This is a genomic window from Cohnella phaseoli, assembly GCF_003386235.1.
GTDB classification, from domain to species: Bacteria; Bacillota; Bacilli; order Paenibacillales; family Paenibacillaceae; genus Cohnella; species Cohnella phaseoli.
The window spans coordinates 153964-180827 of record NZ_QRDZ01000009.1; the positions used below are offsets into that span (position 1 = coordinate 153964).

Annotated in this window: 22 protein-coding genes; 19 read left to right on the forward strand and 3 right to left on the reverse strand. The window is 55.4% G+C overall.

What is annotated here, in order from left to right; all coding sequences use genetic code 11:
- Nucleotides 1–47 precede the first annotated feature (47 nt).
- The 3 genes from DFP98_RS13590 (at nt 48) to DFP98_RS13600 (ending at nt 3717) form a co-directional block, all read left to right on the forward strand.
- On the forward strand, nt 48–494 hold the full coding sequence (locus tag DFP98_RS13590; protein ID WP_116061139.1) for a GNAT family N-acetyltransferase: 447 nt from the start codon (nt 48–50) through the stop codon (nt 492–494).
- Between the two features lie 118 nt (nt 495–612).
- The gene (locus DFP98_RS13595; RefSeq protein WP_116061140.1) at nt 613–2580 is read left to right on the forward strand and encodes a copper amine oxidase N-terminal domain-containing protein; all 1968 of its coding nucleotides are present in this window, start codon (nt 613–615) and stop codon (nt 2578–2580) included.
- Nucleotides 2581–2916: 336 nt separating this feature from the next.
- On the forward strand, nt 2917–3717 hold the full coding sequence (locus tag DFP98_RS13600; protein WP_116061141.1) for a hypothetical protein: 801 nt from the start codon (nt 2917–2919) through the stop codon (nt 3715–3717).
- 12 nt (nt 3718–3729) lie between these two features.
- Here the strand turns inward: DFP98_RS13600 and DFP98_RS13605 are convergent, their stop codons facing one another.
- Both DFP98_RS13605 and DFP98_RS13610 read right to left on the reverse strand, forming a co-directional pair.
- Nucleotides 3730–5244, reverse strand: a complete 1515-nt coding sequence (locus tag DFP98_RS13605; protein WP_116061142.1) for a sensor histidine kinase — start codon at nt 5242–5244, stop codon at nt 3730–3732.
- On the reverse strand, nt 5241–5936 hold the full coding sequence (locus DFP98_RS13610; RefSeq protein ID WP_116061143.1) for a response regulator transcription factor: 696 nt from the start codon (nt 5934–5936) through the stop codon (nt 5241–5243). Before DFP98_RS13610 ends, DFP98_RS13605 begins: the two co-directional genes overlap by 4 nt.
- A gap of 223 nt (nt 5937–6159) precedes the next feature.
- Here DFP98_RS13610 and DFP98_RS40005 point away from each other — a divergent pair, with 223 nt between their 5' ends.
- From DFP98_RS40005 to DFP98_RS13660, 10 genes are all read left to right on the forward strand, one after another.
- Nucleotides 6160–7713 carry an efflux RND transporter periplasmic adaptor subunit gene (locus DFP98_RS40005; RefSeq protein WP_116061144.1) on the forward strand — a complete coding sequence of 518 codons (1554 nt, stop codon included), beginning with the start codon at nt 6160–6162 and terminating at the stop codon, nt 7711–7713.
- Complete coding sequence (locus DFP98_RS13620; RefSeq protein WP_116061145.1) at nt 7713–8426, forward strand: ABC transporter ATP-binding protein; 714 nt, start codon at nt 7713–7715, stop codon at nt 8424–8426. The genes DFP98_RS40005 and DFP98_RS13620 overlap by 1 nt, the downstream gene beginning before the upstream one ends.
- Nucleotides 8423–9598, forward strand: coding sequence for an ABC transporter permease (locus DFP98_RS13625; RefSeq protein ID WP_116061146.1), 1176 nt, complete (start codon nt 8423–8425; stop codon nt 9596–9598). The genes DFP98_RS13620 and DFP98_RS13625 overlap by 4 nt, the downstream gene beginning before the upstream one ends.
- A 35-nt stretch (nt 9599–9633) precedes the next feature.
- Nucleotides 9634–10203, forward strand: coding sequence for an RNA polymerase sigma factor (locus tag DFP98_RS13630; protein WP_116061147.1), 570 nt, complete (start codon nt 9634–9636; stop codon nt 10201–10203).
- A 69-nt stretch (nt 10204–10272) separates the two neighbouring features.
- Complete coding sequence (locus DFP98_RS13635) at nt 10273–10971, forward strand: response regulator transcription factor (RefSeq protein ID WP_116061148.1); 699 nt, start codon at nt 10273–10275, stop codon at nt 10969–10971.
- On the forward strand, nt 10968–12341 hold the full coding sequence (locus DFP98_RS13640; RefSeq protein ID WP_116061149.1) for a sensor histidine kinase: 1374 nt from the start codon (nt 10968–10970) through the stop codon (nt 12339–12341). The genes DFP98_RS13635 and DFP98_RS13640 overlap by 4 nt, the downstream gene beginning before the upstream one ends.
- A 171-nt stretch (nt 12342–12512) precedes the next feature.
- The gene (locus tag DFP98_RS13645; protein WP_181917673.1) at nt 12513–15617 is read left to right on the forward strand and encodes an efflux RND transporter permease subunit; all 3105 of its coding nucleotides are present in this window, start codon (nt 12513–12515) and stop codon (nt 15615–15617) included.
- A 24-nt stretch (nt 15618–15641) separates the two neighbouring features.
- Entirely contained in the window at nt 15642–16835 is a 1194-nt protein-coding gene (locus DFP98_RS13650) for an efflux RND transporter periplasmic adaptor subunit (protein ID WP_116061150.1), read from the forward strand.
- 38 nt (nt 16836–16873) lie between these two features.
- Entirely contained in the window at nt 16874–17446 is a 573-nt protein-coding gene (locus DFP98_RS13655; protein WP_116061151.1) for an RNA polymerase sigma factor, read from the forward strand.
- Nucleotides 17447–17549: 103 nt separating this feature from the next.
- Nucleotides 17550–18704, forward strand: coding sequence for a metallophosphoesterase (locus tag DFP98_RS13660; RefSeq protein WP_116061152.1), 1155 nt, complete (start codon nt 17550–17552; stop codon nt 18702–18704).
- A gap of 380 nt (nt 18705–19084) precedes the next feature.
- Here DFP98_RS13660 and DFP98_RS13665 read toward each other — a convergent pair whose 3' ends face one another.
- Nucleotides 19085–19756, reverse strand: a complete 672-nt coding sequence (locus DFP98_RS13665) for a stalk domain-containing protein (RefSeq protein ID WP_116061153.1) — start codon at nt 19754–19756, stop codon at nt 19085–19087.
- A gap of 343 nt (nt 19757–20099) precedes the next feature.
- On the opposite strand from DFP98_RS13665, the gene glpX reads away from it, so the two are divergent.
- The 6 genes from glpX (at nt 20100) to DFP98_RS13690 (ending at nt 26842) form a co-directional block, all read left to right on the forward strand.
- Complete coding sequence (gene glpX, locus DFP98_RS13670; RefSeq protein WP_116061154.1) at nt 20100–21065, forward strand: class II fructose-bisphosphatase; 966 nt, start codon at nt 20100–20102, stop codon at nt 21063–21065.
- A gap of 121 nt (nt 21066–21186) precedes the next feature.
- On the forward strand, nt 21187–21516 hold the full coding sequence (locus tag DFP98_RS38645) for a hypothetical protein (protein WP_220377093.1): 330 nt from the start codon (nt 21187–21189) through the stop codon (nt 21514–21516).
- Between the two features lie 78 nt (nt 21517–21594).
- Complete coding sequence (locus tag DFP98_RS13675; protein ID WP_116061155.1) at nt 21595–23664, forward strand: bifunctional aldolase/short-chain dehydrogenase; 2070 nt, start codon at nt 21595–21597, stop codon at nt 23662–23664.
- A gap of 22 nt (nt 23665–23686) precedes the next feature.
- On the forward strand, nt 23687–24058 hold the full coding sequence (locus tag DFP98_RS13680; RefSeq protein WP_116061156.1) for a sensory rhodopsin transducer: 372 nt from the start codon (nt 23687–23689) through the stop codon (nt 24056–24058).
- A gap of 25 nt (nt 24059–24083) precedes the next feature.
- Nucleotides 24084–25346, forward strand: a complete 1263-nt coding sequence (gene rhaA / locus DFP98_RS13685) for an L-rhamnose isomerase (RefSeq protein WP_116061157.1) — start codon at nt 24084–24086, stop codon at nt 25344–25346.
- Nucleotides 25347–25366: 20 nt separating this feature from the next.
- On the forward strand, nt 25367–26842 hold the full coding sequence (locus DFP98_RS13690) for a rhamnulokinase (RefSeq protein WP_116061158.1): 1476 nt from the start codon (nt 25367–25369) through the stop codon (nt 26840–26842).
- Nucleotides 26843–26864: the final 22 nt, after the last annotated feature.

The window sequence follows — 26864 nt, forward strand, 5'->3', positions numbered from 1 at the left end:
CCGGCTAACGCCGGCCCGAAGAAATAGCTTAGCGAGGAGGGAAGTGAATGGAATGGATACGTGCGGAGACGATGGAGCAGCTGCGAGAAGCGTTTGCGATCCGAATGGAAGTGTTCGTCAAGGAGCAGGGTGTCCCCGCTGACATCGAGCTGGACGAGTATGACGAATCCCCGTTATCTTGTCGTCATTACATCGTTCGTTCGGATCAGGACGGGGTCATTGCCGCAGGCAGATATCGATCCTACGAGCCAGGGGTTGCCAAAATGCAGCGGATCGCGGTTTTGAAGCGCAGCCGGGGAACGGGAGTAGGTTCGTATCTGTTGTCGGCAATGGAAGACGAAGCGAGGAGCGAAGGCTATCAGGCCTCTATTCTCGACGCGCAGTGCTCGGCAGAACCTTTTTACCGCAAACTGGGCTACGAGACCGTCTCGATCGAACCCTTCCTGGATGCGGGTATTCCGCATGTTCGCATGCGCAAAAGTCTAAATAAGTAAGTTGGAGTTAATAGGAAGTTTATTTTCGTAAAATCTAGCAACCTTTATCCGTTTTTGGCGTTATAACATATGATCCAAACGGGAGTGGTTCACTAACTAGAATCAGAAGGAGCAGAGTATGAAGAAAAGTTTTACGTTTTTGTTGCTTTCCGCACTCATGATGTTATCGTTCCAAATTCCTCAATCCGCTCATGCAGAAGGAAGCGCCGGCGGTTTGGAGACGCTTATTCTCGTTCGAGACTCCAACGAAATGTGGCATAACGGAGTCACGGTCAATGCCCCGCAGCCTATGACGGAGGTCAAAGGCGTGACATACGTTGCGGCAAAAGCATTCATGCACGAAATTTACGGCAAGGTGGCTTACGACTCCAAGAGCAAGAAGTACACGCTGACCAGCGGCAAAAACGTTCTTCAACTCGTTGCGGATAAGTCGACCTACACGATCAACGGCGCAACGAAGAGCATGACCGGGGCGCCCTACGTATTGAAAGGGACGCTGATGCTCCCCATTCGGGTCGCGGCCCAGAGCTTCGGTCTTACAATGAGAAATTTGCCGGCAACGAAACAGATCGAGCTGACATGGTCCAATGCTCCGATCGCCAAGTTTTCCGTGTCGGAGTTGAACCCTTACGCGGAGCAGACTCCGGTTCGCTATACGGACGAGTCTTATCATCCCAGCGGGCTAGCGATTATCGAAGAGCGTTGGGAGAACAACAACGACATTTTTGAGCAACCGGGAACTTACGTCGTTACTCACTGGGTTAAGGACGAACTGGGCAATTGGAGCGAGCCTTATTCGGTGACGATAACGGTTAAACCGGCCAACCAGCCTCCGGTAGCCAGCTTTACGATCGAGAAAGAAACGTACAGAATGGGCGAATTTATTACTTATACCGATCTGAGTACGGATGACGAGGATCGGATCGTCAGCCGCGTCTGGACGAACGCGCAGCGCGGATTTTTCGAACCGGGACCGCAGACCGTGACGCTGAGAGTAACCGATGCGCTCGGCGAGGTGGGCGAAGTGTCCAAGACGATCACGATTACCGACGAGACGCTGTACACCAAAGAAGAGTTTGATCTGCTTTACACGGAGCCAGGCGAGAAGTTCGAGATGAGCGGAAGCTCCGTGCTCCAATGGCCGACGCTGAGTTACAACATCAACGATCGTCAGCAGACGTTGATCCGCGCGAACAGCCCGGAGACGATCCGCGAAGAAGGCATTTATTACGAAGATATGGTGTCGGGCGATGTCCGCTTCCTGCTTCACAATCAGAACGGACGCTCCAAACCGGTCAAAATCTATATTGTTCTGACGAACAACAACCTTGAGCCGGCTACGGTTCGCATGGGGGCCAAAGGCATGGCCGGTCCTAATCCGATCGTATCGACGGTAGGCAAAGCGGTCACGGGGCGGTTCCTGGAATCTCTGCTCTCGCCGCAATACTCTTACGTGCAAATCCCTGCGGGAGAAAGCCGTATGATCTTCCAAGAATACAGCGATAAAGCCGTTAAACCGGGCGATGTGTACTCGATGTTCGCGGATGTGTGGATGAGCGCTGCTTTGGACTTCAAAGTTGTCGTTGTGGATGCGGAACGCGATGTCATAAGCGCGCTGCCGGGTCTGAGCATTCTGGAAAGCGACAAAGTACACGTGCGCGGAACGTTCGATAACGCCAACCGCATTATGTATGTGAATCAAATGGTCGGCGACGTGAAAAGCCGCATGGTGCTAGCCGACAACGCCGTCGATACGAGAATATCCGGCATCGACAAGACGACGGGCATGCCCGTTCTGAACGCAGGCAACTACGGCGTGCTGTACACGATTCAGTTGAACAACGTACAGCCGCATACGGCGATTGTGCTTAGCCCTCGCGGCGGCCACTATGCCGGTGCCTTTACGGTAAACGGGAAAGTTGTCTATACGACGTCGACGAGCATTCTGCGCAATACGAACGAGCTTGGCATGCTTTACAAAACCGGGGATTCGGCGGAATCGGTGACGATTACGTTTACGCCGGCCAACGGCAGCATGCTGCCTATCAATCTCTTATTTATGCCGCTTCCGACGCCTAAAGTTTAATTTTCAAGAAGCTGTTCCGACAGCAACGAAGTCTTGCTCAAGAGACTTTGCTGCTGCGGGGCGGCTTTTTTCTATGGCTGACTTTTCGAGCGATTATTTTGCGAAAATAGCCTTCTGTTAGTCGAAGTTGTTCACGAAACGGTCTGCGAGACCGTAAGGGGCAGGCGAACGTACGAATTCGGTTGCCGAGCGGGTCGCTAGAAGATCAGGAAAATCGTCAGCAATAAAAGTTGACATTGATAATCATTATCATTCATACTAGGGGAGAAGAGATAAACAAACGATCAAATTCGGACTTTTAGAGCCACCTTCATATAAAGGAGTTGTCAGTTTACGATGCAACTATCGACCAATCCGGGAGAACTGATCTTTCATTTCTCTTCGGTGAAGAAGCTGTCGGACAATGAATTGGTTGCCGCCCCATTGGGAAAAGGCATTGTCTATAAAAAGGAAACGGCCAAGGACTGGGTGGAGATCAGCGAAGGGCTGACGGATCAGACGCATATCAATCGTCTGCAAGCGCACGACGATCAGTTGTACGCTTGTTCCAACAAAGGCTTATTCAACTGTTCGGAGGGGAAATGGCAGTCTGCGGGATTGTCCCTTGGCTGCTACCAGTACAAGCAGTTCGGGGAAATCGGGCTGGCTGCGACGGTATGCGGACTCTGGTATATGGAGGACGAGGAGTGGCGTATGATGATGCGTTCGGATGTGACCGTGTACGATTTTCTGTATTTGCCTCAGTATGTCGTACTCGGAACGAATGAAGGCATGTCGATTCTGGATCGGATGACGACGAGCTGGATGAACTACAAGCTGGATACGGCCGTGACGAGTCTGTCCGTGCACCGCGGAACGCTTATCGGCGCAACGGAACACGGGGAATTGCTGACCGGCAACCGGCGTGGAGGGTTTGATCGGTACCGGATGCCGGGAATTTTTATTTTCTCAATCGTATCGCGAGGACAGGAAATATTCGCTTGCACCGATCGCGGCCTGTATCGGGTAAGTTCGATCGGCGGACGCATTTCATTAATGGCATTAAAAATCGGATGTCAGGTGACGGACGTAGACGTAGACGAACGGTGCTACTATATGGCGACGTTGTTCGAAGGCATTCAGTGTATGGAACGCTAACCGTGCTTCGCGCTAGTCGACGTCAGAAGCTGTCGTAACAGCCTTGCCGTTGTCCTCGTCGCTTGAATAAGGGAAAAAAACGATAAACGCGCTGCCTTCTCCGTCTCGGCTCTCAGCCCGGATTGTACCGCCGTGAAGCTCGGCGAGCGAGCGGCTGATCGCTAGCCCGAGTCCCGCTCCTCCATGCGTTCTGGCGCGGGAGCTATCGATCCGATAGAAGCGCTCGAACAGATGAGGCAGATGCTCCGGCGCTATACCCGTTCCGTTGTCCACAACTGCCAGCTCCGCGCCGTCTTGGCGCGGCCTCACAGCCACTGTAATCATTCCGCCGATCGGTGAAGTATGCTGAATCGCGTTCTGGAACAGGTTCAGGGCAATTTGTTTGACCTTATCGGCGTCCAGTTGAAGCTGGTTCGTCGGCTGCAGGTCGAATAAAACTCGCCGTTCTCCGGCCAACAGCTTGAACTGAGGCTCCATCTCGCGCAGAATGGGGCCTAATTCTGCTGCCTCCAACTGCGCATCCGGCATGCGATCCGCCTTGGCGAGCTGCAGCAGGTCGCGCACAAGTTTGTTGATTCGTTCGGATTCGCCGTACATGCCGCGCAACGCTTTGTCCAGCTGATTCGGGTCCGATGCGGCTCCCCGCAGCAGAACTTCAAGAAAGCCGTGTATCGAAGTAAGCGGCGTTCGCAGCTCGTGGGATGCGTCGGAGACGAAGCGGCGCATGCGCTCCCGGCTTTCCTGCTCCGCGCGGAACGAGCTTTCCAGCCTCGCCAGCATCCGATTGAAAGAATGGGACAGCCGATCGATTTCCATCGGACCGACGGGCTCCGGCAGACGTTCGTTCAGCTTGCCCGAATCGATTCGTTCTACCGTCTCGACCATACGAGACAGCGGCGTCAGCGTGCGCCGGATGACAGGCAGAAACAGCAGCAGGGCACCGAGCAGCGCAGCAAAAGCAAGCGCCGAATAGAGCAGCACTTGACGGCGAAGCTCTGCCTTTAGCGGAGCCGTTCCGGTGGCGACCTGGACGACACCGCCGCTGCCCTGGAACGAGCGGACGGCTTGCAGCACGACAAGCTGCTCCCCGCCGGCGCCGTTCACGATGCGAAACAGCGGCTTGCCTCGGCGCGGCCTCTCCGCAGCCCAGCGATAGTCGTTGTCGGACAGGCGGGGTACGGAGTTCACAGATTCGCTTCCGTTAGTCGAAAGCACGGTAAAAACGCCTTGCTTGTTCACGTAAGCGACGGACGCGGAGGGGAAGAAGACGAACGGCTCCGCGGGAATGCGACGTCCCGACTCCGTCAGCCGCCCCCAGACCTCGCCAGGGACCGATTGCACCTGTCTCTGTATAGCTGCAGCCCGGTTTTGATAAATAAATCGCTCCATGAACAAGTACTGGGATAGCCCGATAATGACTAGCAACCCGGCAAGAATGAGCAGGATGCGAGAGATCAATTGGTAGCGAAGAGAGCGGGGGAACAAAATCGGCCTCACGCCTTGCAGCCAAGAAGCTAATCGGCTCATACGAGATCTACCCTGTAACCCGCGCCCCGGATCGTTCGGATCACCTTATGATCGCGATCTTGCAGCTTGTCCCGAAGCGAGCGTATGTAAACTTCTACAATGTTGTCCTCCCCTCCGAAATCGTACCCCCATACCCGATCAAGAATCGCGCTTTTGCTTAGTACATGGCCGTGATGGAAGACAAGATGCTTCAGCAGCTCGAATTCGGTCGGCGACAGGTCCAACTCGCGTTCGCGGAAGCGGAACTCCTTGCGCGCCGCATCGACGGAGAACGGCCCGATCGTGACCTCCTCCAGCAGATGCGGGAACTGGTTTCGCACCCTTGCCTGAATGCGGGCCAGAAGCTCGGCGAAGCTGAACGGCTTGGGCATGTAATCGTCCGCGCCGAGCGAAAGTCCCTTCACCCGATCCTCGATTTCCTCCCGCGCCGTGAGCATGATTACGGCAACGGGCCGCTCCTTTTTCAGCGCGCTGCATACCTCAAAGCCGTCCATCCCCGGCATCATCACATCAAGAATGACGATGTGGGGCGAGAAGCTCTCTGCGAGGGAGAGCGCTTCCTGTCCGTCCTGCGCCGCAGCCACTTTATAGCCTTCGTTAACAAGCCCCAGCTCGAGAAACTGCAATATATTCGGCTCGTCGTCGACGAGCAAGACTTTAATTCTTTGCGCTTGTTTAGCTGAAACCGTCATCTTATATCCTCCCGGAGACATTATCGTCCTCTCTCCATTATGAGCGATAGAGCTTAACTTGCGCTGAGAGAAAGCTGAAAGAATGCTGAAAGCGCAAATGCTTTTTTTGAACCTCTCCTACACAAGGATGTTCAGCAAACATTCAGCGCGCGCTCATCTAGAGCTAAGGTTTTCCGCTCATAATTGGCGGCAAGATCAGAAGAAGCGAAGGTGAACCAGTCGGATGAAAAAGAAAATGCTAGGGTGGACGGTCGCAGTCGTCGTGATTGCGGCGGGAGCATGGGCGGGCTACCGCTATTTCGACAGTCAGAAGGAGCCCGTGCTCGCGGCGGCTTTGTCGACGACCCAGGTCCGCAAAGGAACGATCGAGGTTAAAGTAAGCGGAACGGGGAATATTCAGCCTTCGGCGCGGGAGACGGTTACGGCCGGCGTCAGCGGCACGGTGAAAAAGGTGCATGCGAAGAAGGGCGATACGGTCAAGAAAGGCGACGTGCTTGTTACATACGAGGAAGAAGAAGTGGATAATGCAAACCAGATCAGAAGCAAGGAGATTGATTTGAAGAAGAAAAAGCTGGAGCTGCAGGACCTGCAAACGAAGTTCAAATCCGCCCCGGATGATGAAAGCCGAGAGTCGATCGCGCTCAGCATCCAGAAGCAGGAGCTGGATATCGAAAGCGTGCAGGCGGATATTGCTTCGTTAAAGGAGGAAAAGGCTGACAACGCCGATCCGATAGTGGCGCCGATCGACGGAATGCTGACGTCGTTTAACGTCAAAGAGGGCGACGTTCTTAACCCGAACTCGACGGTCGCGGAAATCGTCAATTACGCGCAGCTTCAAATGGTCGTCGGCATTGACGAGCTGGACATTCCGAAGGTGAAGCTGGAGCAGGAGGCGTCCATTCTTGTCGAGGCGCTGCCCGAGCAGGAATTCACGGGCAAAGTCGTCTCCATAGCCGACGAAGGAGCGTCCAGCAACGGAGTCGCTTCCTTCGACGTTACGATCTCCTTAACGGCGGCGGACAATCTGAAGGTGGGAATGTCGGCCGAGGCCAGCATTTTGACGGCACAGAAGACGGATGCGCTCTACGTGCCGATTGAAGCGGTTCAATCCTCGCAGGGCAAGTATTTCGTGTTGGTTCCGGCGAGCGCTCAGCAAGGAGCGGGCGGCGCGGGAACGCCTTCGGCTGCAGCTCCTTCGGGCGAGCCGTTGGCGACGGGAACTCCTCCGGCTCAAGCGAACGGAGCTCAGGGGGGACAAGACCAGCAGGGACAACGCAGGATGGGACAAGGACAAGGCGGCTCGGACGCCTCCGGTCAGACTCGACAAGGCGGGGTGGCCTCCGGAGAAGGCGCCGACGGGCAGACCAGGCAAGGCGGCTTTACCCCAGGCGAAGGCGGGGCCGACCGATTCGCCAATCTGTCCGAGGAGGAACGGGCGGCGATGCGCGAGCGCTTCATGTCCGAGCGCGGCCAGGGAGGAATGGGCGCCGCAGCGGGGACGGGCGCGGTCTCGACGACTAGGGTGGAAGTCGAGGTCGGCGTTAACAACGAGGACAACATCGAGATTGTGTCCGGCCTGAAGGAAGGGGATATCGTCGTGCTGCCGACGACTTCAAGCTCCGGTTCGGCCAATATGAATATGCAGGGCGGTTTTCCGGGCTTAGGAGTAGGAGGCGGAGCTTTCCCGGGAGCGGGCGGAGGCGGCGGTATGTCGGGAACCGGAGGCGGAGGCAATCGCCAATTCGGCGGCGGAGCAGGGGCGGGCGGTGGCCGTTGATGACAACCAAGCAAAGTGCGCCACCCGCAGATTTAATCCGAATTCATCATCTGAACAAAGTATATCGCATGGGCGGAGAAACGCTGAATGCGCTGGACAATGTCAGCTTGACGGTGAGGGAAGGCGATTTCGTGGCGATCGTCGGACCGTCGGGCTCGGGCAAGTCGACGCTGATGAACGTGATCGGCTGCCTCGATACGGCTTCCTCCGGGGAGTACTGGCTGGACGGAGAAGAGATCAGCCGACTGCGCGAAAATAAGCTCGCGGAAATCCGCAACCGCAAAATCGGTTTTATATTCCAAGGCTTCAACCTGCTGACCAAACTGACCGCGATCGAGAACGTGGAGCTGCCGCTCGTCTATCGCGGAGTTCCCGCGAAGCAGCGCCGTCAACAGGCTATCGAGGCGCTGGGCAAGGTCGGCTTGGCCGAGCGCATTCATCATCGACCGGTCGAGTTGTCCGGAGGCCAGCAGCAGCGGGTGGCAATCGCCCGCGCATTGGCAGGCAATCCGCCGATTCTGCTTGCGGACGAACCGACGGGGGCGCTGGACACGAAGACGGGGATCGAAGTGATGGGATTCATTCGAGAGTTGAACTCGCTCGGGCATACGATTGTCCTCATTACGCACGATCCCGACATCTCGCGGCAGGCGAAAAGAATCGTCCGCATTCAGGACGGCAGGCTGCACGAAGAGGAGGCGAGAGCGGAATGAGCGTCATGCAGGCTTTCAAAATGGCCATTAAGAGCATTTTGTCCAACAAGCTCCGATCGCTGCTAACGATGCTGGGTATCATTATCGGCGTGACCGCAGTTATCTCTCTCGTCGCTCTAGGGCAGGGCGCGACAAAATCCGTTACCGAGCAGGTGAAGAGCCTGGGAACGAATCTGTTAACGGTGAACATTCTCGGCCGGGGATCGGCGAACGCGCTGGACGTCGGGGAAGCGGTTGCCCTCGGCGACGAGGTGGAGGGAATTCAATATATCGCGCCGGCGAACACGCAGAACGCGACGGTCAAATTCGGCTCCTCAAGCGAAAACGTAAGCGTCGTCGGCACGAACGCGGATTATGCCAACGTCAGAGAATACGAAGTGGCTTCGGGGCGTTTCGTCGCCCAGATCGATCTGGACGTCTATCAGAAGGTCGCCGTGCTCGGGCACACGACGGCGACCGATCTGTTCGGCTTTGCCGATCCGATCGGGGAATACGTGCTCATTCAAGGCACGCGCTACAAAGTGGTCGGCGTGCTTGCCGAGAAGGGCAGCTCAATGACCGGCTCGAACGACGAGGTCGTCATCGTTCCGGAAACTTCGTTCGAGCGGCTGTTCAAAACGAAGGGCGTACGAACGATCTATGTGCAGGTCGAGACGACCGAGCAGATGGATGCGGTCGTGTCGGGGCTGGAGAAGTCGCTTAGCTCCCGTTTTCGCGGCAACACGGACAGCTATCGCGTATTCAACCAGAGCGACGCGCTGTCGGCGCTGACGTCCGTTTCCGACACGCTGACGCTTGCTCTGGCCGGCATCGCAGGCATTTCGCTGCTCGTCGGCGGAATCGGCATCATGAATATCATGCTTGTGTCGGTTACCGAGCGGACGAGGGAAATCGGCATTCGCAAGGCGATCGGAGCCAAGAAGCGAGATATTCTCATTCAATTTCTAATCGAATCGATGGTGCTAAGCGGTTTGGGCGGATTGCTCGGCATCGGCATCGGCGTCGGAGCGGCGCGAGGCGCTTCGTCCGCCTTTAATATGGATATCTCGTTTTCGGCGAACGTAATCGCGATCGCCTTCGCGTTCTCTGTCGGCATCGGCGTCGTCTTCGGCATGTTCCCCGCGAACAAGGCAGCCAAGCTGAAGCCAATCGACGCGCTCCGATTCGAATAACGCTTGTCCTACGCGGAGGAAAGGAGGGAACGGGCATGGGCGCGTACTCCGAATATGAAATCAAGGTGCTGCCGCATCTTCGCGAGCTGCAAAATTACTGCACCTATTTGGCGAAGTCGAAGTGGGATGCCGAGGATTTGTTGCAAGAGACGCTGCTGAAAGCTTTCGTGTTCTTCCTTCATACGGAGCCTTACGTGGACGTTAAACCGTTCTTGATCCGCGTGGCGAGAAATCTGTGGATCGACGCCTGCCGCAAGCGTCAGCGCGGGAGACGCTTCGCGGCGCTTGATCAGACGAGCGGCGTCTTTGAAGACAGCGACTACGTCGAGGTGAGAGGAACGCTCGAATGGCTGGCTGAGCGCCTTCCTCGGCGCAATATTGAAATTTGGCTGCTGTTTTATTATTTCGGTTACTCGATGCAGGACATTGCCCTGGAGACGGATATATCCGTCTCCGCGGTCAAATCGCTGCTTCATCGCACGCGCGAAACGCTGCGCGTTCGCAGCGAGCGGATCGAGCGGCGAACTTTTGTTCGCACGGATATCGAGCGTTGGTCGCGGGCCGTGATGCAGGAGCGGCCGCAGGCAATTTTATCGAAGCGCTGACGGTTGGGAACCGATTGTCGAATCTCCCGTATTAGAAAGAGGAAACTCGGATACGGGAGGCTTGTATTTATGGCGGTTAACATCCTGATTGTCGACGACGATCCGGATATCGTGGAATTGATGCGTTTTTACTTGCAGCGCGAAGGGTTTGCGGTTGTTGCCGCAGCCGACGGGGTTCAGGCGCTGGAGCTGGCGGAGGAGAAGAAGGCGGACTTGGCAATCATCGATATTATGATGCCGAAGATGGACGGCTGGGCGCTCTGCGAGCAGCTGAAGGCCGAATATCCGGACATGCCCGTCATCATGGTGACGGCCAAAGGAGAGACGGGCCACAAGCTGAAAGGATTTCATCTCGGCGCGGACGATTATTTGGTCAAGCCGTTCGAGCCGCTTGAGCTGGCGGCCCGCGTCAAATCGCTGCTGCGGCGCTATCGCATCCAATCGCAGATGAAGGTTCAGATCGGCAACGTAATGCTGGACAAGCATCGCTATGCCGCCATTGTCGGAGGAGAGGACGAGCTTGACTCCCCGCCGATTGCGCTGCCGCTAAGAGAATTCGATCTGCTGTTCAAGCTTGCGAGCCATCCTGGACAGATTTTTACGAGAAACGATCTGATCGAGCAGGTATGGGGGGCGGATTTCGAAGGCGACGACCGCACAGTGGACGTACATATCAAGCGGATCAGAGATCGGTTCGTGGAGCTGGATTGTCGCTTTGTCATCGAGACGAAGCGGGGACTCGGCTATAAGCTAGAGGTTGCGGAATGATCAAGTCGCTATATGTCAGAGTCGTTCTTTCCTATATGGCGGCGGTTCTCATCGGGTTGATCAGCACTTATTTCCTCACGCTGCTGCTGCTCTCGTCGGTCGGAGATCGGTATGCCGGGAAGCTGCAAAGCCAATTGCTAAGCGATAGCAAGAAGATTCATGAGCTGTATGTGGCGAACGGCATGGAAAAGGCTGCGCAGGAGATAAGGAAAGGGACGTTGGACGACAAATACGATATTTTAATCTACGACTCTTCCATTCGTCTGCTGGAAGACGGATCCGGGAATACGCCCCTGGAGCTGTACAGCATCTCCAATCAGACGATCCGTTCGGTGCTGAGCGGGAAAATGCATATCGGCGCGGACATTTCCGTGGATCAGATGTTTGTAGGACTGCCTTACGAGTATGGCGGAGAGAGCTATGCGATGTTCGTGCAGGTGTCCGAGCAAACGGCGTTGTCCCTGATTTCCAAAGTGCTTCTGTTTGCATTGGCCATCAATCTGCTCGTAGGAGGGCTGATCATTCTCGTAGCCGCGCGGTATATCGTCAAACCTCTACTCGGGATGAAAGCCGCGGCGGAGCGAATGGCCAAAGGAGAATTCAACATTCAGTTGAAGTGGTCCAAACGCAAGGACGAGCTGGGAAGGCTGGCGCAGAGCATCAACGGAATGGCCAGCCAGGTCGGGCAATTGGAGACGATGCGGCAAAATTTTGTGTCGAACGTCTCGCATGAAATCCAATCGCCGCTGACGTCGATTTCCGGCTTCTCCAAGGCGCTTCAGCAGAGCGGGTTGTCCGAGGAGGAAAGGATCCGCTACTTAAGCATTATCCAGAACGAAAGCGAACGTCTGTCCCGCCTGAGCGACAATTTGCTGAAGCTGGCCTCGCTGGACAGTCAGCATCATCCGTTCGAGCCGCAGCTTTACGATTTGGACGAGCAGCTTCGCAAAGCCGTCGTCGCAAGCGAGCCGCAATGGGCGGACAAAGCGATCGAGTGGCAGCTTCAGCTACCGAAGACGAAAATTACGGCTGACGAGGATCAGATGAACCAGGTGTGGGTCAACCTGCTCGGCAATGCGATCAAGTTTACGCCGGAAGGCGGGCGCATCGGCATCCGCATCGTTCACCACTCCGAACAGATTGACGTTGTCATTTCGGATACCGGGATCGGAATTCCGATCGCGGAGCGGAGCAAGGTGTTCGAAAGGTTTTACAAGGTGGACGAGTCTCACAATAAAATGAAAATCGGCAACGGCCTCGGGCTGGCCATCGTCCACAAAATCGTTACCAGGCATAAGGGCTCCGTAACGATCGGAGGCAATCCCGACGGCGGAACGACCGTAACCGTGACGTTGCCACATCAGAATTAACCGAGCGGTACTATAGCCAATTGGCGCGGGAATCTTATTCCTTCGCCGTTGGCTTTTTTTGTCGCGTCATAATTTATTCATATTCGTGTATTAAACTGAGGCAAGGATGCAGGAAAGCTTTTCCTGAAACCGCTAGAATGTCGAATTTGAAATTGCAGGAGGGTCGCCGATTTGAAGGCAATCATTGATTTTTCCATGAACAAAGTCGCGGCGATGGTCATTATGATCGTCATCGTGTTCGGGGCGGGGGCATATTCGGGCAGTTCGTTAAAGGTAGAGAACATGCCGGAATTTTCGTTTCCGTTCGTCGCAATCTCCACCACGTATCAAGCCTCGCCGCAGGACGTCATGAGTCAGGTGACGAAACCGATTGAAGACAAAATCGCCAATGTCCCCGGACTGAGAATGCTCTCCTCGACTTCAAGCGATAGCTTCTCGAGCATACTTCTCCAGTTCAACGAAAAGGTCGACATCGATAAAACGAAGCAGGATTTGGAAAGTCTCGTTCAGGATGTAAACCTGCCGCAATCGGCAAGCAGGCCGAAAGTTTCTACATTCGGAATGTCATCGGAGCCCGTGTATTATATGGCGATGTACGCGACGGATTCGATGTCTCAGACCGAGCTGGATCAGCTGTTCGAGAAGGAGATGAAGCCTCGTTTCGACGCCATTGGCGGGATCGACCATATGGATGCGATCGGAGCGCGCAAATCCTCGCTCGATATCCAGTTGGACGCGGGCGCTCTAGCCGCCTATCAATTAAGTCCTTCGGAAGTGAACGCCTCGATCCAAGCCGCCGTGGCGAACGGTTCGGTGGGGGTCGTGAAATTCAACGGCAACACTCAGATGACCCGCGTAACGGGAAAGCTGAACAGCCTGTACGAGCTGAAAAACCTGGAAATCGCCACGGCTACGGGCACTACGGTACAGCTCAAGGACATCTCGAAGATCGAGGCGGTGAACGAGTCCAACTTTATCGCCCGTCTGGACGATAAGCCCGCAATCGGCATCCATCTGTATAAGACGGCCGATACGAACGCCGTCGAGTTTTCCGATGCCGTTCAAGCTTTGATTCGCGAGTGGGAGCAGACGAATCCGGAAGTGACGTTCAAGACGCTGTACGACAGCGCCAGCGAAGTCAAAGGCTCGATCAAAGGACTGATCAAGGAAGGGGCAATGGGCATCGTACTGGCCGCCCTGATGATCTTGTTCTTCTTGCGCAACCTGAGAATGACGCTGATCGTCGTCGTGTCCATTCCTCTATCGATTCTCTTGACTCTAGTTATGATGAAGTACATGAACATTACATTGAACATTATGTCGCTTGGCGGCATGTTCATCGCCGTTGGCCGGGTTGTAGACGACAGCATCGTCGTTATCGAAAGCATATACGCAAATTTGCAAAAGGCCCAGAAGAGAAACGAGTCGGTGATTATTCTCGCGGTGAAGCAGGTGGCCATGGCGATCAGTTCGTCCACCTTGGTCACGGTCGGCGTGTTTCTGCCGATCGGGCTCGTTACGGGCTTTATCGGCGCCTTGTTCCGTCCGTTCGCGATAACGGTGTCGATCGCGTTGCTCGCATCGCTGCTCGTATCGTTAACGGTCATTCCGATGTTGGCCAAGCTCATGGTGCTGAACAACGTCAAGTCTACGGACGCCAAGGAGCACGATGGGGGCAAAATGGAGCGTTGGTATGAAAAGACGCTCGTATGGAGCTTAAAGCACAAGGTTGTCACGCTGCTGCTTTCGGGATTTTTGCTAATCGTAACAATCGTGGGCACGATTCCATTCCTGCCGATGGGACTCCTGCCGTATTCGCCGCCGCCGAAACAAATGAACTATTCGATCCAGCTGCCGAACGACACGACGTTCGCCAGCACCGATCTTCAGGCGAGGCAGATCGAAGCGCTGCTGAAGGACGCAAAGAATGAGAGCGGCGGACCGCAATTTACATTCGTGGAGGCGCTCGTCGGATATGCGGGCGACGCGCAGGAACGCGTGCCGAGTTATTTGCAGATCATTACGGAAGTCGATGCCGACGCGGATACGAAAGCCGTCCAGGATCGCTATCAAAAGCTTATTCTGGCCCAACTCCCGAAAGGTACGGAAGTCATGCCCGGTTCATTCTCGGAGGGCAGCAGCGGACCGTCGGGTCCCGATTTTACGTATGTCATTTTCGGAGACGACCAGAAAACGCTGGCACAGGTCGCAGAGCAAATCAAAGGCAAAATGAAACCATTTTCCGAGCTTAAAGAAATCAAGGACAACTTGGGAGACGGGAAGAAGGAAGTGCAAATTACGGTCGATCCGAACAAGGCGCGTCAATTCGGATTGGATGTGCCGAGAATTCAAGGCTTGACGGCCGAATGGATCGGCAGGTCCCCGCTCGGCGACGTTCGCTTGGACAACACGTTGTATCAGGCGGCAGTCGAGCTTGCGCCCCAAGATAAAAACTCGCTGCAGCAGCTGGGGCAAATGCCGATTCGGACGGCAAACGGCAGCGTCGTGTATTTGAACGAAGTCGCCCATCTCGAGGAAGTGGATTCTCCGACAGCCTTCCAACGGGAAAGCCAGAAGCTGATGGTATCGCTGACGGCCAAGATCGATTCGGCAGACAAAGCTACGGTAACGAACGCGGTGTTGAGCGCGATCCAGGAAGTCGAATTTCCGTCGGGGGTAACGAATACGATTCGCGGTACGAACATCGATATGATGGAGGGCTTTAGTCAGATGTTCGTCGCCATGGGCGTTGCCGTTGCGATCGTCTATCTGATCATGGTTCTCTGCTTCGGCAACGCGGGCACTCCGTTCGCGATCCTGTTCTCCTTGCCTTTAGCGGTCATCGGGGGCTTGCTGGGACTGGTTGTAGCCGGGGAATCGCTCAATATGACGTCGATGATCGGATTTCTTATGCTGATCGGCATCGTCGTCACGAATGCGATCGTGTTGCTGGACCGCGCCCAACAGCTGCGTAAAGAAGGCTATATGGTGCGGCCCGCTCTCATTGAAGCCGGCAAAGTACGGTTGCGCCCAATTATTATGACGGCAGGAGCGACCATCGCGGCCATGGTTCCGTTAACGCTTGGTTTAACCAAGGGACTATTGATCTCCAAGTCGCTTGCCGTTGTCGTCATCGGCGGACTGATCACATCTACGATTCTGACGCTGGTCGTCGTGCCGATCGTGTACGAGATGATTGAATCGTTCAAGGCGCGCATGAGCCGTCTGTTTAACCGCAAAGGAAAAGTATCGTCCGGACAAGAACTCAACGTATAAATCGCATTAAGGGAGCGACTGAACATGAATGCACAAGGTTCCAAAATAACCGTTTATCAAAAAGCGATGCGAATCTCGATTGTCTTCATTTGCGCAGCTTATATCGCGGGATGCTCGGCGGCCCCGACTCCGGCTGCCGAAACCGACACGGATGTGAAAGCGACGATTAAAGTAGAGGAAGCGGTTAAGCAGAGCATGGGCGAGCCGCGCGAACAAATCGCCGAGGTGAACGCATCGACGAAGACGGACATCGTAGCCGAAGCCGGCGGCAAGCTGTTGAAGCTGGTGAAACGCAACGGTGAACTCGTGAAGGCGGGAGACGTGATTGCCGAGTTTGAGAGCAAGAGCGGGAAGCTGGAGCGGGGGAGCGCCCAAGCTAGATTGATTGCCGACGAAGCGATGCTGGAGAAAACAAAAGCGGAAATTGTATCTTCTCGGATTACGCTTACGAATACGATCAAGGATCTTGAACAGGTATTGAAGGAGCAGACGGCTCAAGGCAGCCCGGAGATCGAGATCGAAAAAACGAAGCGTTCTCTTCAGGCAACGATGCAGCAGATGAATACGTTAAACTCCGGCAAGACTCTTGCTTCGCTGGAAGCCAACGTCGAAACGTCAAGACTGGCGCTGGAGCAAGCGGAGAAGGCATGGAACGGCGGCCAAATCGTCGCTCCCGCGAATGGCGTGCTGACGGATGTCAGCGCGGATGTCGGGATGAGCGTGCAGCAAGGCGGCACATTCGGCATCGTCCAAAATACCGATAAAGTGAAAATCAAGGCGCAATTGACGCAATCCGCGGTCAAGCTCGTCGGCAACAAGAAGGAACTGATTTACATCGACTCGGACGGAGACGGCAAACCGAATAAAGCGAAAGTCGTATATATGGCTGGAGTACCCGATGCGAGCACGAAGCTGTACGCGCTTGAGCTTGAGGCGGACAACGCCGACGGAGCGCTAAAACCGGCTTCGCGGGTACGCATTCAACTCACGACGCAGGAGGAAGAAAACGTCGTCGCCGTTCCGGCGCTTAGCATTTTGAAGGAAGGAACCGACGCATTCGTGTTCGTTCTGGACGGGAATAAAGCAAGCAAGCGAAAAGTCGAGCTCGGCCGGGTGAACGGAGCTTATCAGGAGGTGCTCAGCGGGGTTGCCTTAGGCGATTCCATCGTCGTGAGCGGTCAGCATGGACTGGCAGAGGGGCAGACTGTAGAACGGTGAGCGGAGCGTTCGTCCATGCCGGGAAGGGAAGTGAGCGAATGGATGCTTCATCGGCGTACGAAGCTTGGGTAAATCCCCACATGCTTGAGCTGGAAAAGTACTGCAGCTACTTGGCGGGCTCGAAGTGGGATGCGGAGGATTTGCTGCAGGACACGCTGCTTAAAGCGTTCGTCTACTTCGTCAAGGTTGAGCCGGAGGCCAATATGAAAGCTTTCGTTTTCCGCATCGCCCGCAACCTGTGGATCGACGAATGCCGCAAACGTCGGCGCAAACGCACCGCCTTGCTGGAAATGCCCGAGGCTGTCTATACGGACAGCGATTACGCTGAAATTCGCGGCTCGCTGGAATGGTTGGCCGAGCGATTTTCCCAGCGCAGTATCGAAATGTGGCTGCTCGCCCGTTACTTTGGCTATACGCTGCAGGAAGTGGCCGACACGATGGACGTTACGGTGCCGACGGTCAAGTCCGTGCTGTTCAGAACCAGGGCGATGCTGCGGCAGCGCCGCGAGCTCCAAGCTTGTCAGAGTCCTCCGATCCGCCAGGAAGTCGAGCGGTGGTCCAGAGCGGTGCTGCTGGACCTTCCCTGCTGCCTGCTGGGGGACCGGGGATGATTCGCCGATAAGGAGAGAAGCCTTGAGCCGTTTCGGTTCAGGGCTTCTTCTATGATATAATTTTTCTCATAACTTGATAGTGAAGGTAGGGAGCCCATTTCAGATGAAAGTTCAACCTCGGTTTATCGTCCTCGTTTCATTGCTGCTTACCGTGTATGCGGCTATTAACTTCTACATCGGATGGCATATTACGGAATGGTCGGCGGCGGTCGGCCTCGGCTATTCTCCCTATGGATTTTGGATTCCGTTTGCGCTGATCGCCTACGGATTTGTGCTGGGAAGAATCCCGCTCCCCGATCCATTAAGGCCGATAGGTCGGTTGCTGAAGGTAGCGGGTTCCATTTATATTTTCGTCATGGAAATCGGACTGCTGCTCTTTCTTCTTGCAGATGCGGTTCGGCTAGCGCTGTGGCTGACGACGGGAGTGTCCAACGGCTATATCGTCGTCTCGGGAAGCGTCGTACTGGGCTTGATCGCTGTGCTGCTGCTTGTCGGCTCGCGGAACGCGTGGAGTCCCGTTATCCGTTCGCATGAGCTTCAGATTGACAAGTTTGCGGACGGGGGGCCAACAGAGTGGACGATTGCGGTCGCATCGGACATTCATCTCGGCAACTTGGTCGGGCGCAAGCATCTGCATCGTCTCGTCGAGCGTATGAACGCGATGGAGCCCGATCTGATTCTGCTTCCGGGCGACGTGATCGACGATTCGATCGAGCCCTATCTGCGCAACCGGATGGGCGAGGTTCTGGGGCGGCTGCAAGCGAAGCACGGCGTCTATGCGGTGCTGGGGAACCATGAATATTATGGCGGGCATATCGACCGTTACGCGGAGGAAATGAAGTCGCTCGGCATACGCGTGCTGCAGGACGAAACGGTGGAAATCGACGGCAAGCTGTATGTCGCCGGTCGCAAGGATAAAACCGTGGAGGCGTCGGGGCCGGACGGCAGGCTTGCCGTTCGCGAGCTGCTGCAGGCTGCGGATCTGCGCAAGCCGGTGGTGCTGATGGACCATCAGCCGACGCAGTTCGCCAAAGCGGCGGAGGCGGGGGCGGACGTGCTGCTTAGCGGCCATACGCACAGGGGACAGTTTTGGCCGAACCATCTGTTTACGAGGCGGCTGTTCGAGCTGGATTGGGGCTATATGCGCAAAGACGCCATGCACGTTGTTGTCTCGTCCGGTTTCGGCTCCTGGGGACCGCCGATTCGCCTGGGCAGCCGCAGCGAGATTATTCGGTTAAAGCTGGTGCTCCGGGAGTAAGGGGCAAAGCTTTGCAGGTCTTTGCAGGAGGTCTTTGCAGGTCTTCGACTGCTGTAACGTAACCTTCGCCTATGACGGCAGCTCGATTCGTTATGTACCAGCTAGCAACAAAACGAAGAGGCTGTCCCATAAGTAAAAAAAGCCGTCCAAAAAGATAATCGATAGAGAATGTTATCGTGCATATATCTCCTTCCGATGCTATACGATCCTGAAATCTGAATGGGTAAACCCGTTAAGAGGTGATTTCAGGACCGTATGAGGCAGTCTCCAGGAGATATATGCACTTTTTTCTTGATCGATTATCTTGCACGACCTTACTTGTGGGATAGCCTCTTCTCGCCAAACCTGGGGAGCCAAGAGAGGGGTTCCCCTATTTTAGTTTACTTATAGTAGGACGCAATAAGGGGAACGAACATCGCTCCGCCGTCGACTAAGTCCGCATTGATGTACAAGGCCTCGATTCCGCCGATATCCACTTCGATCGTTTTCAACCCTTCATCCATCGTTACCGAGGTTTGCAGCAGCTCCTTCAAAGACCCGCTCTCCTGAATCTTCAGTTCTTCAATATCTTTACCGACAGCAGCGACCTGAAGATAGAGCTTCTGATACTTCTTCTTCGGGTACAGCATGAAAGAGCCGGAGCGCGAGCCTGTAGCGTTATTCAAATAGACTTCCTTATAGTCTTTGCCGTTGTAGGACGTTTTGGACGGATCCTTCGTCTGGTACATATCTTCGAAGCCGTCCAAAATCGCTACGCCCTCGGATCTCTCGCCTAGGTGCACCGTACCGGCTTTCGCATCGTAGTTTACAGCAACGCCAAGTGCATCGGACACGGCCCGAACGGGTAAATAAGTCGTCCCTTTGTAAGTAATCGGGAGTACGGTACTGCCGTTGCCGTCTCTTAGTTGAACCGGCACTCCGTCCACTTTGAATTTAAGTCCGCTGTTCAAGAAAGCTTTAATCTCTTGTAGATTGGATGCAGCATAGGCGCCTGCTCCCATACTGGCCAGCATGGACAAGCCGATGACTCCTGCGAGCAGTTTCTTTTTCATGCTTTCACGCTCCTAATTCGATGTATTGGGGATTACGAAGTTAACATGGGCTGGAAATAACTCCAACAATCATATTAAATATTTCTGCTGCTTACAACATAGAAGGGACTATTTGATTATAAAAATAAGGCGAAAAACCCGAATTGGCTTAGGCAGAAAAGGGGGCATCGGTCCCAACGCGGAACAGAATAATCGTCAATATACTCCATGTGATAAATAAAGCTTTATGCGGCTTTTTTTAATTGTGACACACTAAATCGAAAAACAGTCTTGTATATATGGTGTCATATATAATAATATGATATATATTAAATGCGAGTGATATTGATGTGGAGGGGTCATCATGGAGAGGGAATTGGCGCTTGAGATCGTTAGGGTAACGGAATTGGCCGCGCTGGCCTCCGCGCCGTGGATGGGACGAGGAGACAAAATTAATGCGGACGGGGCGGCGACTTCGGCGATGAGGGCGATGTTCGATTCGATCTCGGTCAGCGGCACGGTCGTCATCGGAGAAGGGGAAATGGACGAGGCGCCGATGCTCTATATCGGAGAACAGGTGGGCAGCATGAACGGGCCTGAGGTGGACGTAGCCGTCGACCCGCTCGAAGGAACGGAGATCGTGGCCAAAGGGCTGAATAACGCGATGTCCGTTATTGCGATTGCGAATAAGGGCAATCTGCTGCATGCGCCCGATATGTATATGGAGAAACTTGCGGTCGGCCCGCAGCTTGTCGGCAAGCTGAGACTGACGGACCCGCTGGAACTGACGCTTAAGAAGGCGGCTGAGGCGCTGAACAGGAACGTCTCCGAGTTGACCGTTATGATATTGGATCGCGTTCGTCACGAATCGACGATTAAGACGCTGCGCAAGGTCGGCGTCCGGATTAAGTTCCTGACCGATGGGGATGTCGCAGGAGCGATGGCTCCGGCATTCCCCGAGGCAGGCATCGATCTGTACGTCGGGTCCGGCGGAGCGCCGGAAGGGGTGCTTGCCGCCGCGGCGCTGAAATGTTTGGGCGGCGAAATTCAAGGGCGTCTTATGCCATCCGACGCCAACGAGTATTCGCGCTGTGTGCAGATGGGCATCGATGATCCGTACAAGGTGCTGACGATGGAGGACATGGTTGGCACGGAGGACGTCATTTTCGCGGCGACCGGCGTTACTCCGGGCGAGTTCCTCGGCGGCGTACGCTACTTGCCGGACGAGCGGGCGGAGACACATTCGATCGTGATGCGCGCGAAGACGCGAACGATTCGTTTTATTAAGGCTTTGCACTACTTGCCTAACAAAAAGTTTATTCAATCTTGAGCGTGAGCCAAAGCATCCTGATCGTTAATCGACTAGGATGCTTTTTTTCTTTGGCCAAACGGCCGGATATGCCCGCGTAACCACCTGCGAGACCGTAAGAGGCGGGCAAAGTGCCGAATATGTGCGCGTAACGGTCTGCGAGACCGTAAGAGGCGGGCAAAGTGCCGAATATGTGCGCGTAACGGTCTGCGAGACCGTAAGAGGCGGGCAAAGTGCCGAATATGTGAGCGTAACGGTCTGCCAGACCGTAAGAGGCGGACAAAGTGCCGAATATGTGAGCGTAACGGTCTGCGAGACCGTAAGAGGCGGACAAAGTGCCGAATATGTGAGCGTAACGGTCTGCGAGACCGTAAGAGGCGGTCAAAGTGCCGAATATGTGAGCGTAACGGTCTGCCAGACCGTAAGAGGCGGACGGCCGAGCCTACCACTATTTATTTTTGTTTGTGTTTGATTTTAAAGTATTCAAAAACAAACGGGTGTGATAGAATGATTTCAAAACCAAACAAAAACAACATCCGGAGGTAATCCCATGGTACAAAGCTTGTGGCAATCATCGAAAGCGGACGAGCTGCAGTCCGGTCTGGACCAGCTCGTTTATCGTTCCAACATCATCGGCACGGATCGCCGCGTCTGCAACTACGGCGGCGGCAATACATCTTCGAAAACGATCGAGAAGGACTTCCGCGGCCGCGACGTCGAAGTGATGTACGTCAAAGGCAGCGGCTCCGATCTGGCAACGATGAAAGCGGGCAACTTTACGGGGCTGCGCATGGACGACATCCGTCCGCTGTTCGAAAAGCCGGAAATGTCCGACGAGGACATGGTCGCTTACTTGGCGAACTGCATGATCGATTCGAAGCATCCGCGCGCCTCGATCGAGACGCTGCTGCATGCTTTCCTGCCATTTAAGCATGTGGACCACACGCATCCGGATTCGATTATCAGCCTGTGCTGCGCCGATAACGGCAAAGAGCTGGCGAAGGAAATTTTCGGCGACCGCTTCGTCTGGGTTCCTTACATCCGCCCGGGCTTCACGCTGTCGAAGATGATCGCGGAAGGCGTGCTGAACAACCCGAAAGCCGAGCTCGTGCTGATGGAGAAACACGGCCTCGTCACTTGGGGCGAGACGTCCGAGGCTTGCTACGCACAGACGATCAAGATCATCTCCGAAGCGGAAGCGTTCATCGAAGCCCGCATCGACGAAGCAAAAACATTCGGCGGCGCGAAATACGAGACGCTTCCTGCCGAAGTTCGTCAAAATATCGCGGCTAAAGTGATGCCGACGATCCGCGGCGCGGTCAGCGACGCTAAGAAGATGATTCTGAGCTTCGACGATGCCGACGACGTGCTGCAATTCGTCTCCGGCCAAGATTCCGCCAAGCTGTCCCAAGTGGGCGCAGCCTGCCCGGATCACCTCGTTCATACGAAGGTCGTGCCGCTGTTCATCGACTGGACGCCCGACGCGAACGACATCGACGGTCTGATCGCCAAGCTGAAGGAAGGCGTTGCGGCTTACAAGGAGCAATACACTGCTTACTTCGAGCGCAATAAGAACGAAGGCGACGTCATGTTCGAAGCCGCGCCTCGCGTTATTCTGATCCCTGGCGTGGGCATGATCAACACCGGCAAGAGCTGGGCGATGTCGCAAGTGAGCGGAGCGCTCTACCACCGTGCGATTGCGGTTATGAGAGGCGCGACGGCGCTTGGCAACTTCGTCTCGCTGTCCGAGAACGAGTCCTACAACGTCGAGTACTGGCCGCTGGAGCTTTATAAGCTGTCGCTGGCTCCGCCGGAAGCCGAGTTCTCCCGTCAAGTCGCATTCATCACGGGCGGCGCAGGCGGTATCGGCAGCGAAACGGCACGCCGTCTCGTATCGGAAGGCGCGCACGTCGTGCTGGCCGACCTGAACCTCGAAGGCGCGCAGAAGGTCGCCGACGAGATCAACGCCAAGTGGGGAGAAAATCGCGCGCTGGCCGTTAAAGTCGACGTAACAAGCGAGGAACTGGTGCAAGCGGCTTACGACGCGACGGCGCTTGCTTACGGCGGCGTGGACATTATCGTCAACAACGCAGGCTTGGCTACCTCCAGCCCGTTCGACGAAACGTCGCTGAAGGAATGGAACCTGAATATGAACGTGCTCGGTACGGGATATTTCCTCGTTGCCCGCGAAGCTTTCAAATTGATGAAGACGCAAGGCATCGGCGGCAACATGGTATTCATCGGGTCCAAAAACTCGGTATACGCCGGCAAGAACGCTACCGCCTACAGCTCCGTCAAGGCGCTGGAAGCGCATCTGGCGCGCTGCATCGCGGCCGAGGGCGGAGAGTTCGGCATTCGCGTCAACACGATTTTGCCGGATGCGATTCTTCAAGGGTCGGCGATCTGGAACGGCAGCTGGCGCAACGAGCGCGCCGCCGCTTACGGCATCGAGCCGGATCAATTGGAAGAATACTACCGCAAGCGCACGACACTGCTTGTTAATATTTATCCGAGAGACATCGCGGAAGGCATCGCATTCTTCGCATCGTCCAAGTCCGCCAAAACGACGGGCTGCATGCTGACGATCGACGGCGGCGTTCCCGCAGCGTTCACTCGATAATCATCGGAAGGGGATCGTTCCTATGCATAGGGCGCAAGGGGAGAAGGTCTGGTACATTCCGGACGCTTATATTCCCGAGATCAGCTCCGGGCAGCTGACAAGCCACGAATCCATCTGCGTGCTCAACACGGCGTCGGAGGACGCCTTGCTCAAAATCACGGTTTTCTTCGAGGATCGCGAGCCGTTGGAGGACATCATGGTCGTCGTCGGAGCCAGGAGAACCAAGCATATTCGAACGAGCTCGCTGAACAAGGAAGGGACGCCGATTCCGGTCGGCGTTCCTTACGCGATGGAGGTTGTAAGCGATATCCCGATCATCGTTCAGTACAGCCGGCTCGATTCAACGCAAGCCGAGAATGCCCTCATGTCCGTCATTGCTTATCCTTTAAAATAAAACCGAAGCCCGAGGAGGAACGCGCATGCAACAATCCACCGTTAACAATTACGAAGCGGCCAAACAGCTGTACGCCAAGCACGGTATCGACGTCGATCAGGTTCTGGAGAAGCTGGCTCAAATTAAAATTTCGATGCACTGTTGGCAGGGAGACGACGTCAGAGGTTTCCTGAACAAGGATCAGGATTTGACCGGCGGCATCTCCGTTACGGGCAACTATCCCGGAGCGGCAAGAACGCCCGAGGAGCTTCGCGCGGATCTGGAGAAAGCTTTCTCCTTGATTCCGGGCAAGCACAAAGTAAATCTCCATGCGATCTACGCCGACACCGACGAGAAGGTTGAGCTGGATCAGCTCGAACCAAAGCATTTTCAGAAATGGGTCGATTGGGCCAAGGAGCAAGGGCTGGGTATGGACTTCAACCCGACCTGCTTCTCCCACGAGAAGTCCAGCGACGGCTTTACGCTGAGCCATCCGGACCCGGAAATCCGCCGCTTCTGGATCGATCACTGCAAAGCATCGCGCAAGATCGGCGCTTACTTCGGAGAGCAGCTCGGTCAGACTTGCGTTACGAACGTGTGGGTTCCGGACGGCTATAAGGACGTTCCCGCTGATCGCTTGGCGCCTAGACAGCGCTTGAAGAACGCCTTGGACGAAGTGTTCGCGGAAGAACTGAACCCGGCGCACCATCTCGATGCCGTCGAGAGCAAGCTGTTCGGGCTTGGATCGGAAGCTTACGTCGTCGGTTCCCACGAGTTCTATATGGGCTACGGGCTGCGCAACAATAAGCTGATCTGTCTCGACGCCGGCCATTTCCATCCGACGGAAGTGATCTCGAACAAGCTGAGCTCGTTGTCGTTGTTCGCGGACGGCATTCTGCTGCACGTGAGCCGCCCAATGCGTTGGGACAGCGACCACGTCGTTACGCTCGACGACGAATTGATCGACATCGGTCGCGAGCTTGTGCGCGGCGACTTGCTGGGCAAGACGCATATCGGTCTCGATTTCTTCGACGCCAGCATCAACCGTGTGGCGGCTTGGGTGATCGGCACGCGCAACACGATCAAATCGCTGCTTCGCGCCATGCTTGATCCGATCGAAGCGCTCAAGAAAGCGGAGCTCGATGGCGACTATACGACGCGTCTGGCCCTGACGGAGGAGTTCAAGTCGTATCCGTTCGGCGCGGTATGGGACTACTACTGCGAGAAGAACGGCGTGCCTGTTCGCGAAGACTGGCTGGGCGAAGTGAAGGCGTACGAGCAAGACGTGCTGCTGAAGCGCGCCAATTAATTAACCGAGGATGATGAGAGATGTCGAGCATACTCGCGTTCGATCTGGGCGCGAGCAGCGGCAGAGCGCTGCTCGGACGACTGACAGACGGCAAGATCGAGGTCGAGGAGCTGCATCGCTTCCCCAATGATCCGGTACAGGCGGGCGACCGCCTGTATTGGGACATTTTGCGGCTCTATCACGAAATCAAGCAAGGCTTGCTGAAGGCCAAGCATCGGGGCATCGACCTGCAGAGCATGGGCATCGACTCCTGGGCGGTCGACTTCGGCTTTATCGGCAAAAACGGCGAACTGGCCGGCAACCCGTACCATTATCGCGACCGTCATACGGAAGAAGCGATGGAACGAGTGATGGCCGAAATTCCGGCTGGGGTTATTTTCGCTCGGACGGGTATTCAGTTCCTTCCTTTTAATACGATCTATCAGCTCTACGCGCTGAAACAGGCCAAATCTCCGGTGCTTCAGGAAGGAAGCCGGCTGCTGATGATTCCGGACCTGCTGCGCTATTTCCTTACGGGGGAAATGCACAACGAGTTCACGAACGCGACGACGACGCAGCTGTACAATCCGGTAACGGACGATTGGGATCCCGAGCTTCTGAGATTGCTCGACTTGCCGCGGAGCTGGTTCGGCAACGTGCTTAAGCCAGGGGAGCTTGCGGGTCGGCTTCAGCCGTCGGTATGCGAGGAACTGGGCGTCGCTTCAATTCCCGTGTATGCGGTAGCGGAACACGATACGGGCTCGGCGGTTGCGGCCGTTCCGGCAACGGAGAAGTCGTTCGCTTACTTAAGCTGCGGAACGTGGTCGCTGATGGGCACGGAAGTCGACAAGCCCGTGCTGCACGAGCTGGCGCAGAAGCTCAACTTCACGAACGAAGGCGGTTTCGGCAATACGTTCCGGCTGCTGAAAAATATTATGGGTCTGTGGATTTTGCAGGAGTGCCGGAGAGAGTGGGAGCGAGAAGGCCGATCCTATTCGTTCCCGGAGCTTGTGCAGCTCGCTTCGAACGCGAAGCCGCTGGCGACGTTCATCGATCCGGACGACGACCTGTTTCTGCCTCCCGGGGATATGCCGGCGAGAATCGCGGAATATTGCCGGCGGACGAATCAAGCGGAGCCGGACGGCGTAGGCGAAATCGTACGTTGCATCCTGGAGAGCTTGGCGTTAAAATATCGCTACGTGTTCGAAATGACGGAACGGTTGTCCGGACAAAGCTTCGGCGGTCTGCATATGGTCGGAGGCGGCATTCAGAATACGCTGCTCTGCCAATGGACGGCGAATGCGATCGGCAAGCCGGTATGGGCCGGACCTTCCGAAGGAAGCGCAATCGGGAATCTTGCCGTTCAATGGATCGCTCAAGGCGCTTTCGCCGATATTTGGGAAGCCCGCAAGGCGATACGCGAGTCGTTCCCTGTGGAAACGTACGAGCCAAGCGATTCGGAGCTATGGGTTGGTGCATACAAGCGCTTCCGGACGCTAACGGGGCTGTCGGACTAAATTCGGTTGCGAAAAGAGGGTA

Coding starts and splice junctions, on each gene's coding strand:
- DFP98_RS13590 (WP_116061139.1), top strand. CDS start 48: ATGGAATGGATACGTGCGGAGACGATGGAGCAGCTGCGAGAAGCGTTT.
- DFP98_RS13595 (WP_116061140.1), top strand. CDS start 613: ATGAAGAAAAGTTTTACGTTTTTGTTGCTTTCCGCACTCATGATGTTA.
- DFP98_RS13600 (WP_116061141.1), top strand. CDS start 2,917: ATGCAACTATCGACCAATCCGGGAGAACTGATCTTTCATTTCTCTTCG.
- DFP98_RS13605 (WP_116061142.1), bottom strand. CDS start 5,244: ATGAGCCGATTAGCTTCTTGGCTGCAAGGCGTGAGGCCGATTTTGTTC.
- DFP98_RS13610 (WP_116061143.1), bottom strand. CDS start 5,936: ATGACGGTTTCAGCTAAACAAGCGCAAAGAATTAAAGTCTTGCTCGTC.
- DFP98_RS40005 (WP_116061144.1), top strand. CDS start 6,160: ATGAAAAAGAAAATGCTAGGGTGGACGGTCGCAGTCGTCGTGATTGCG.
- DFP98_RS13620 (WP_116061145.1), top strand. CDS start 7,713: ATGACAACCAAGCAAAGTGCGCCACCCGCAGATTTAATCCGAATTCAT.
- DFP98_RS13625 (WP_116061146.1), top strand. CDS start 8,423: ATGAGCGTCATGCAGGCTTTCAAAATGGCCATTAAGAGCATTTTGTCC.
- DFP98_RS13630 (WP_116061147.1), top strand. CDS start 9,634: ATGGGCGCGTACTCCGAATATGAAATCAAGGTGCTGCCGCATCTTCGC.
- DFP98_RS13635 (WP_116061148.1), top strand. CDS start 10,273: ATGGCGGTTAACATCCTGATTGTCGACGACGATCCGGATATCGTGGAA.
- DFP98_RS13640 (WP_116061149.1), top strand. CDS start 10,968: ATGATCAAGTCGCTATATGTCAGAGTCGTTCTTTCCTATATGGCGGCG.
- DFP98_RS13650 (WP_116061150.1), top strand. CDS start 15,642: ATGAATGCACAAGGTTCCAAAATAACCGTTTATCAAAAAGCGATGCGA.
- DFP98_RS13655 (WP_116061151.1), top strand. CDS start 16,874: ATGGATGCTTCATCGGCGTACGAAGCTTGGGTAAATCCCCACATGCTT.
- DFP98_RS13660 (WP_116061152.1), top strand. CDS start 17,550: ATGAAAGTTCAACCTCGGTTTATCGTCCTCGTTTCATTGCTGCTTACC.
- DFP98_RS13665 (WP_116061153.1), bottom strand. CDS start 19,756: ATGAAAAAGAAACTGCTCGCAGGAGTCATCGGCTTGTCCATGCTGGCC.
- glpX (WP_116061154.1), top strand. CDS start 20,100: ATGGAGAGGGAATTGGCGCTTGAGATCGTTAGGGTAACGGAATTGGCC.
- DFP98_RS13675 (WP_116061155.1), top strand. CDS start 21,595: ATGGTACAAAGCTTGTGGCAATCATCGAAAGCGGACGAGCTGCAGTCC.
- DFP98_RS13680 (WP_116061156.1), top strand. CDS start 23,687: ATGCATAGGGCGCAAGGGGAGAAGGTCTGGTACATTCCGGACGCTTAT.
- rhaA (WP_116061157.1), top strand. CDS start 24,084: ATGCAACAATCCACCGTTAACAATTACGAAGCGGCCAAACAGCTGTAC.
- DFP98_RS13690 (WP_116061158.1), top strand. CDS start 25,367: ATGTCGAGCATACTCGCGTTCGATCTGGGCGCGAGCAGCGGCAGAGCG.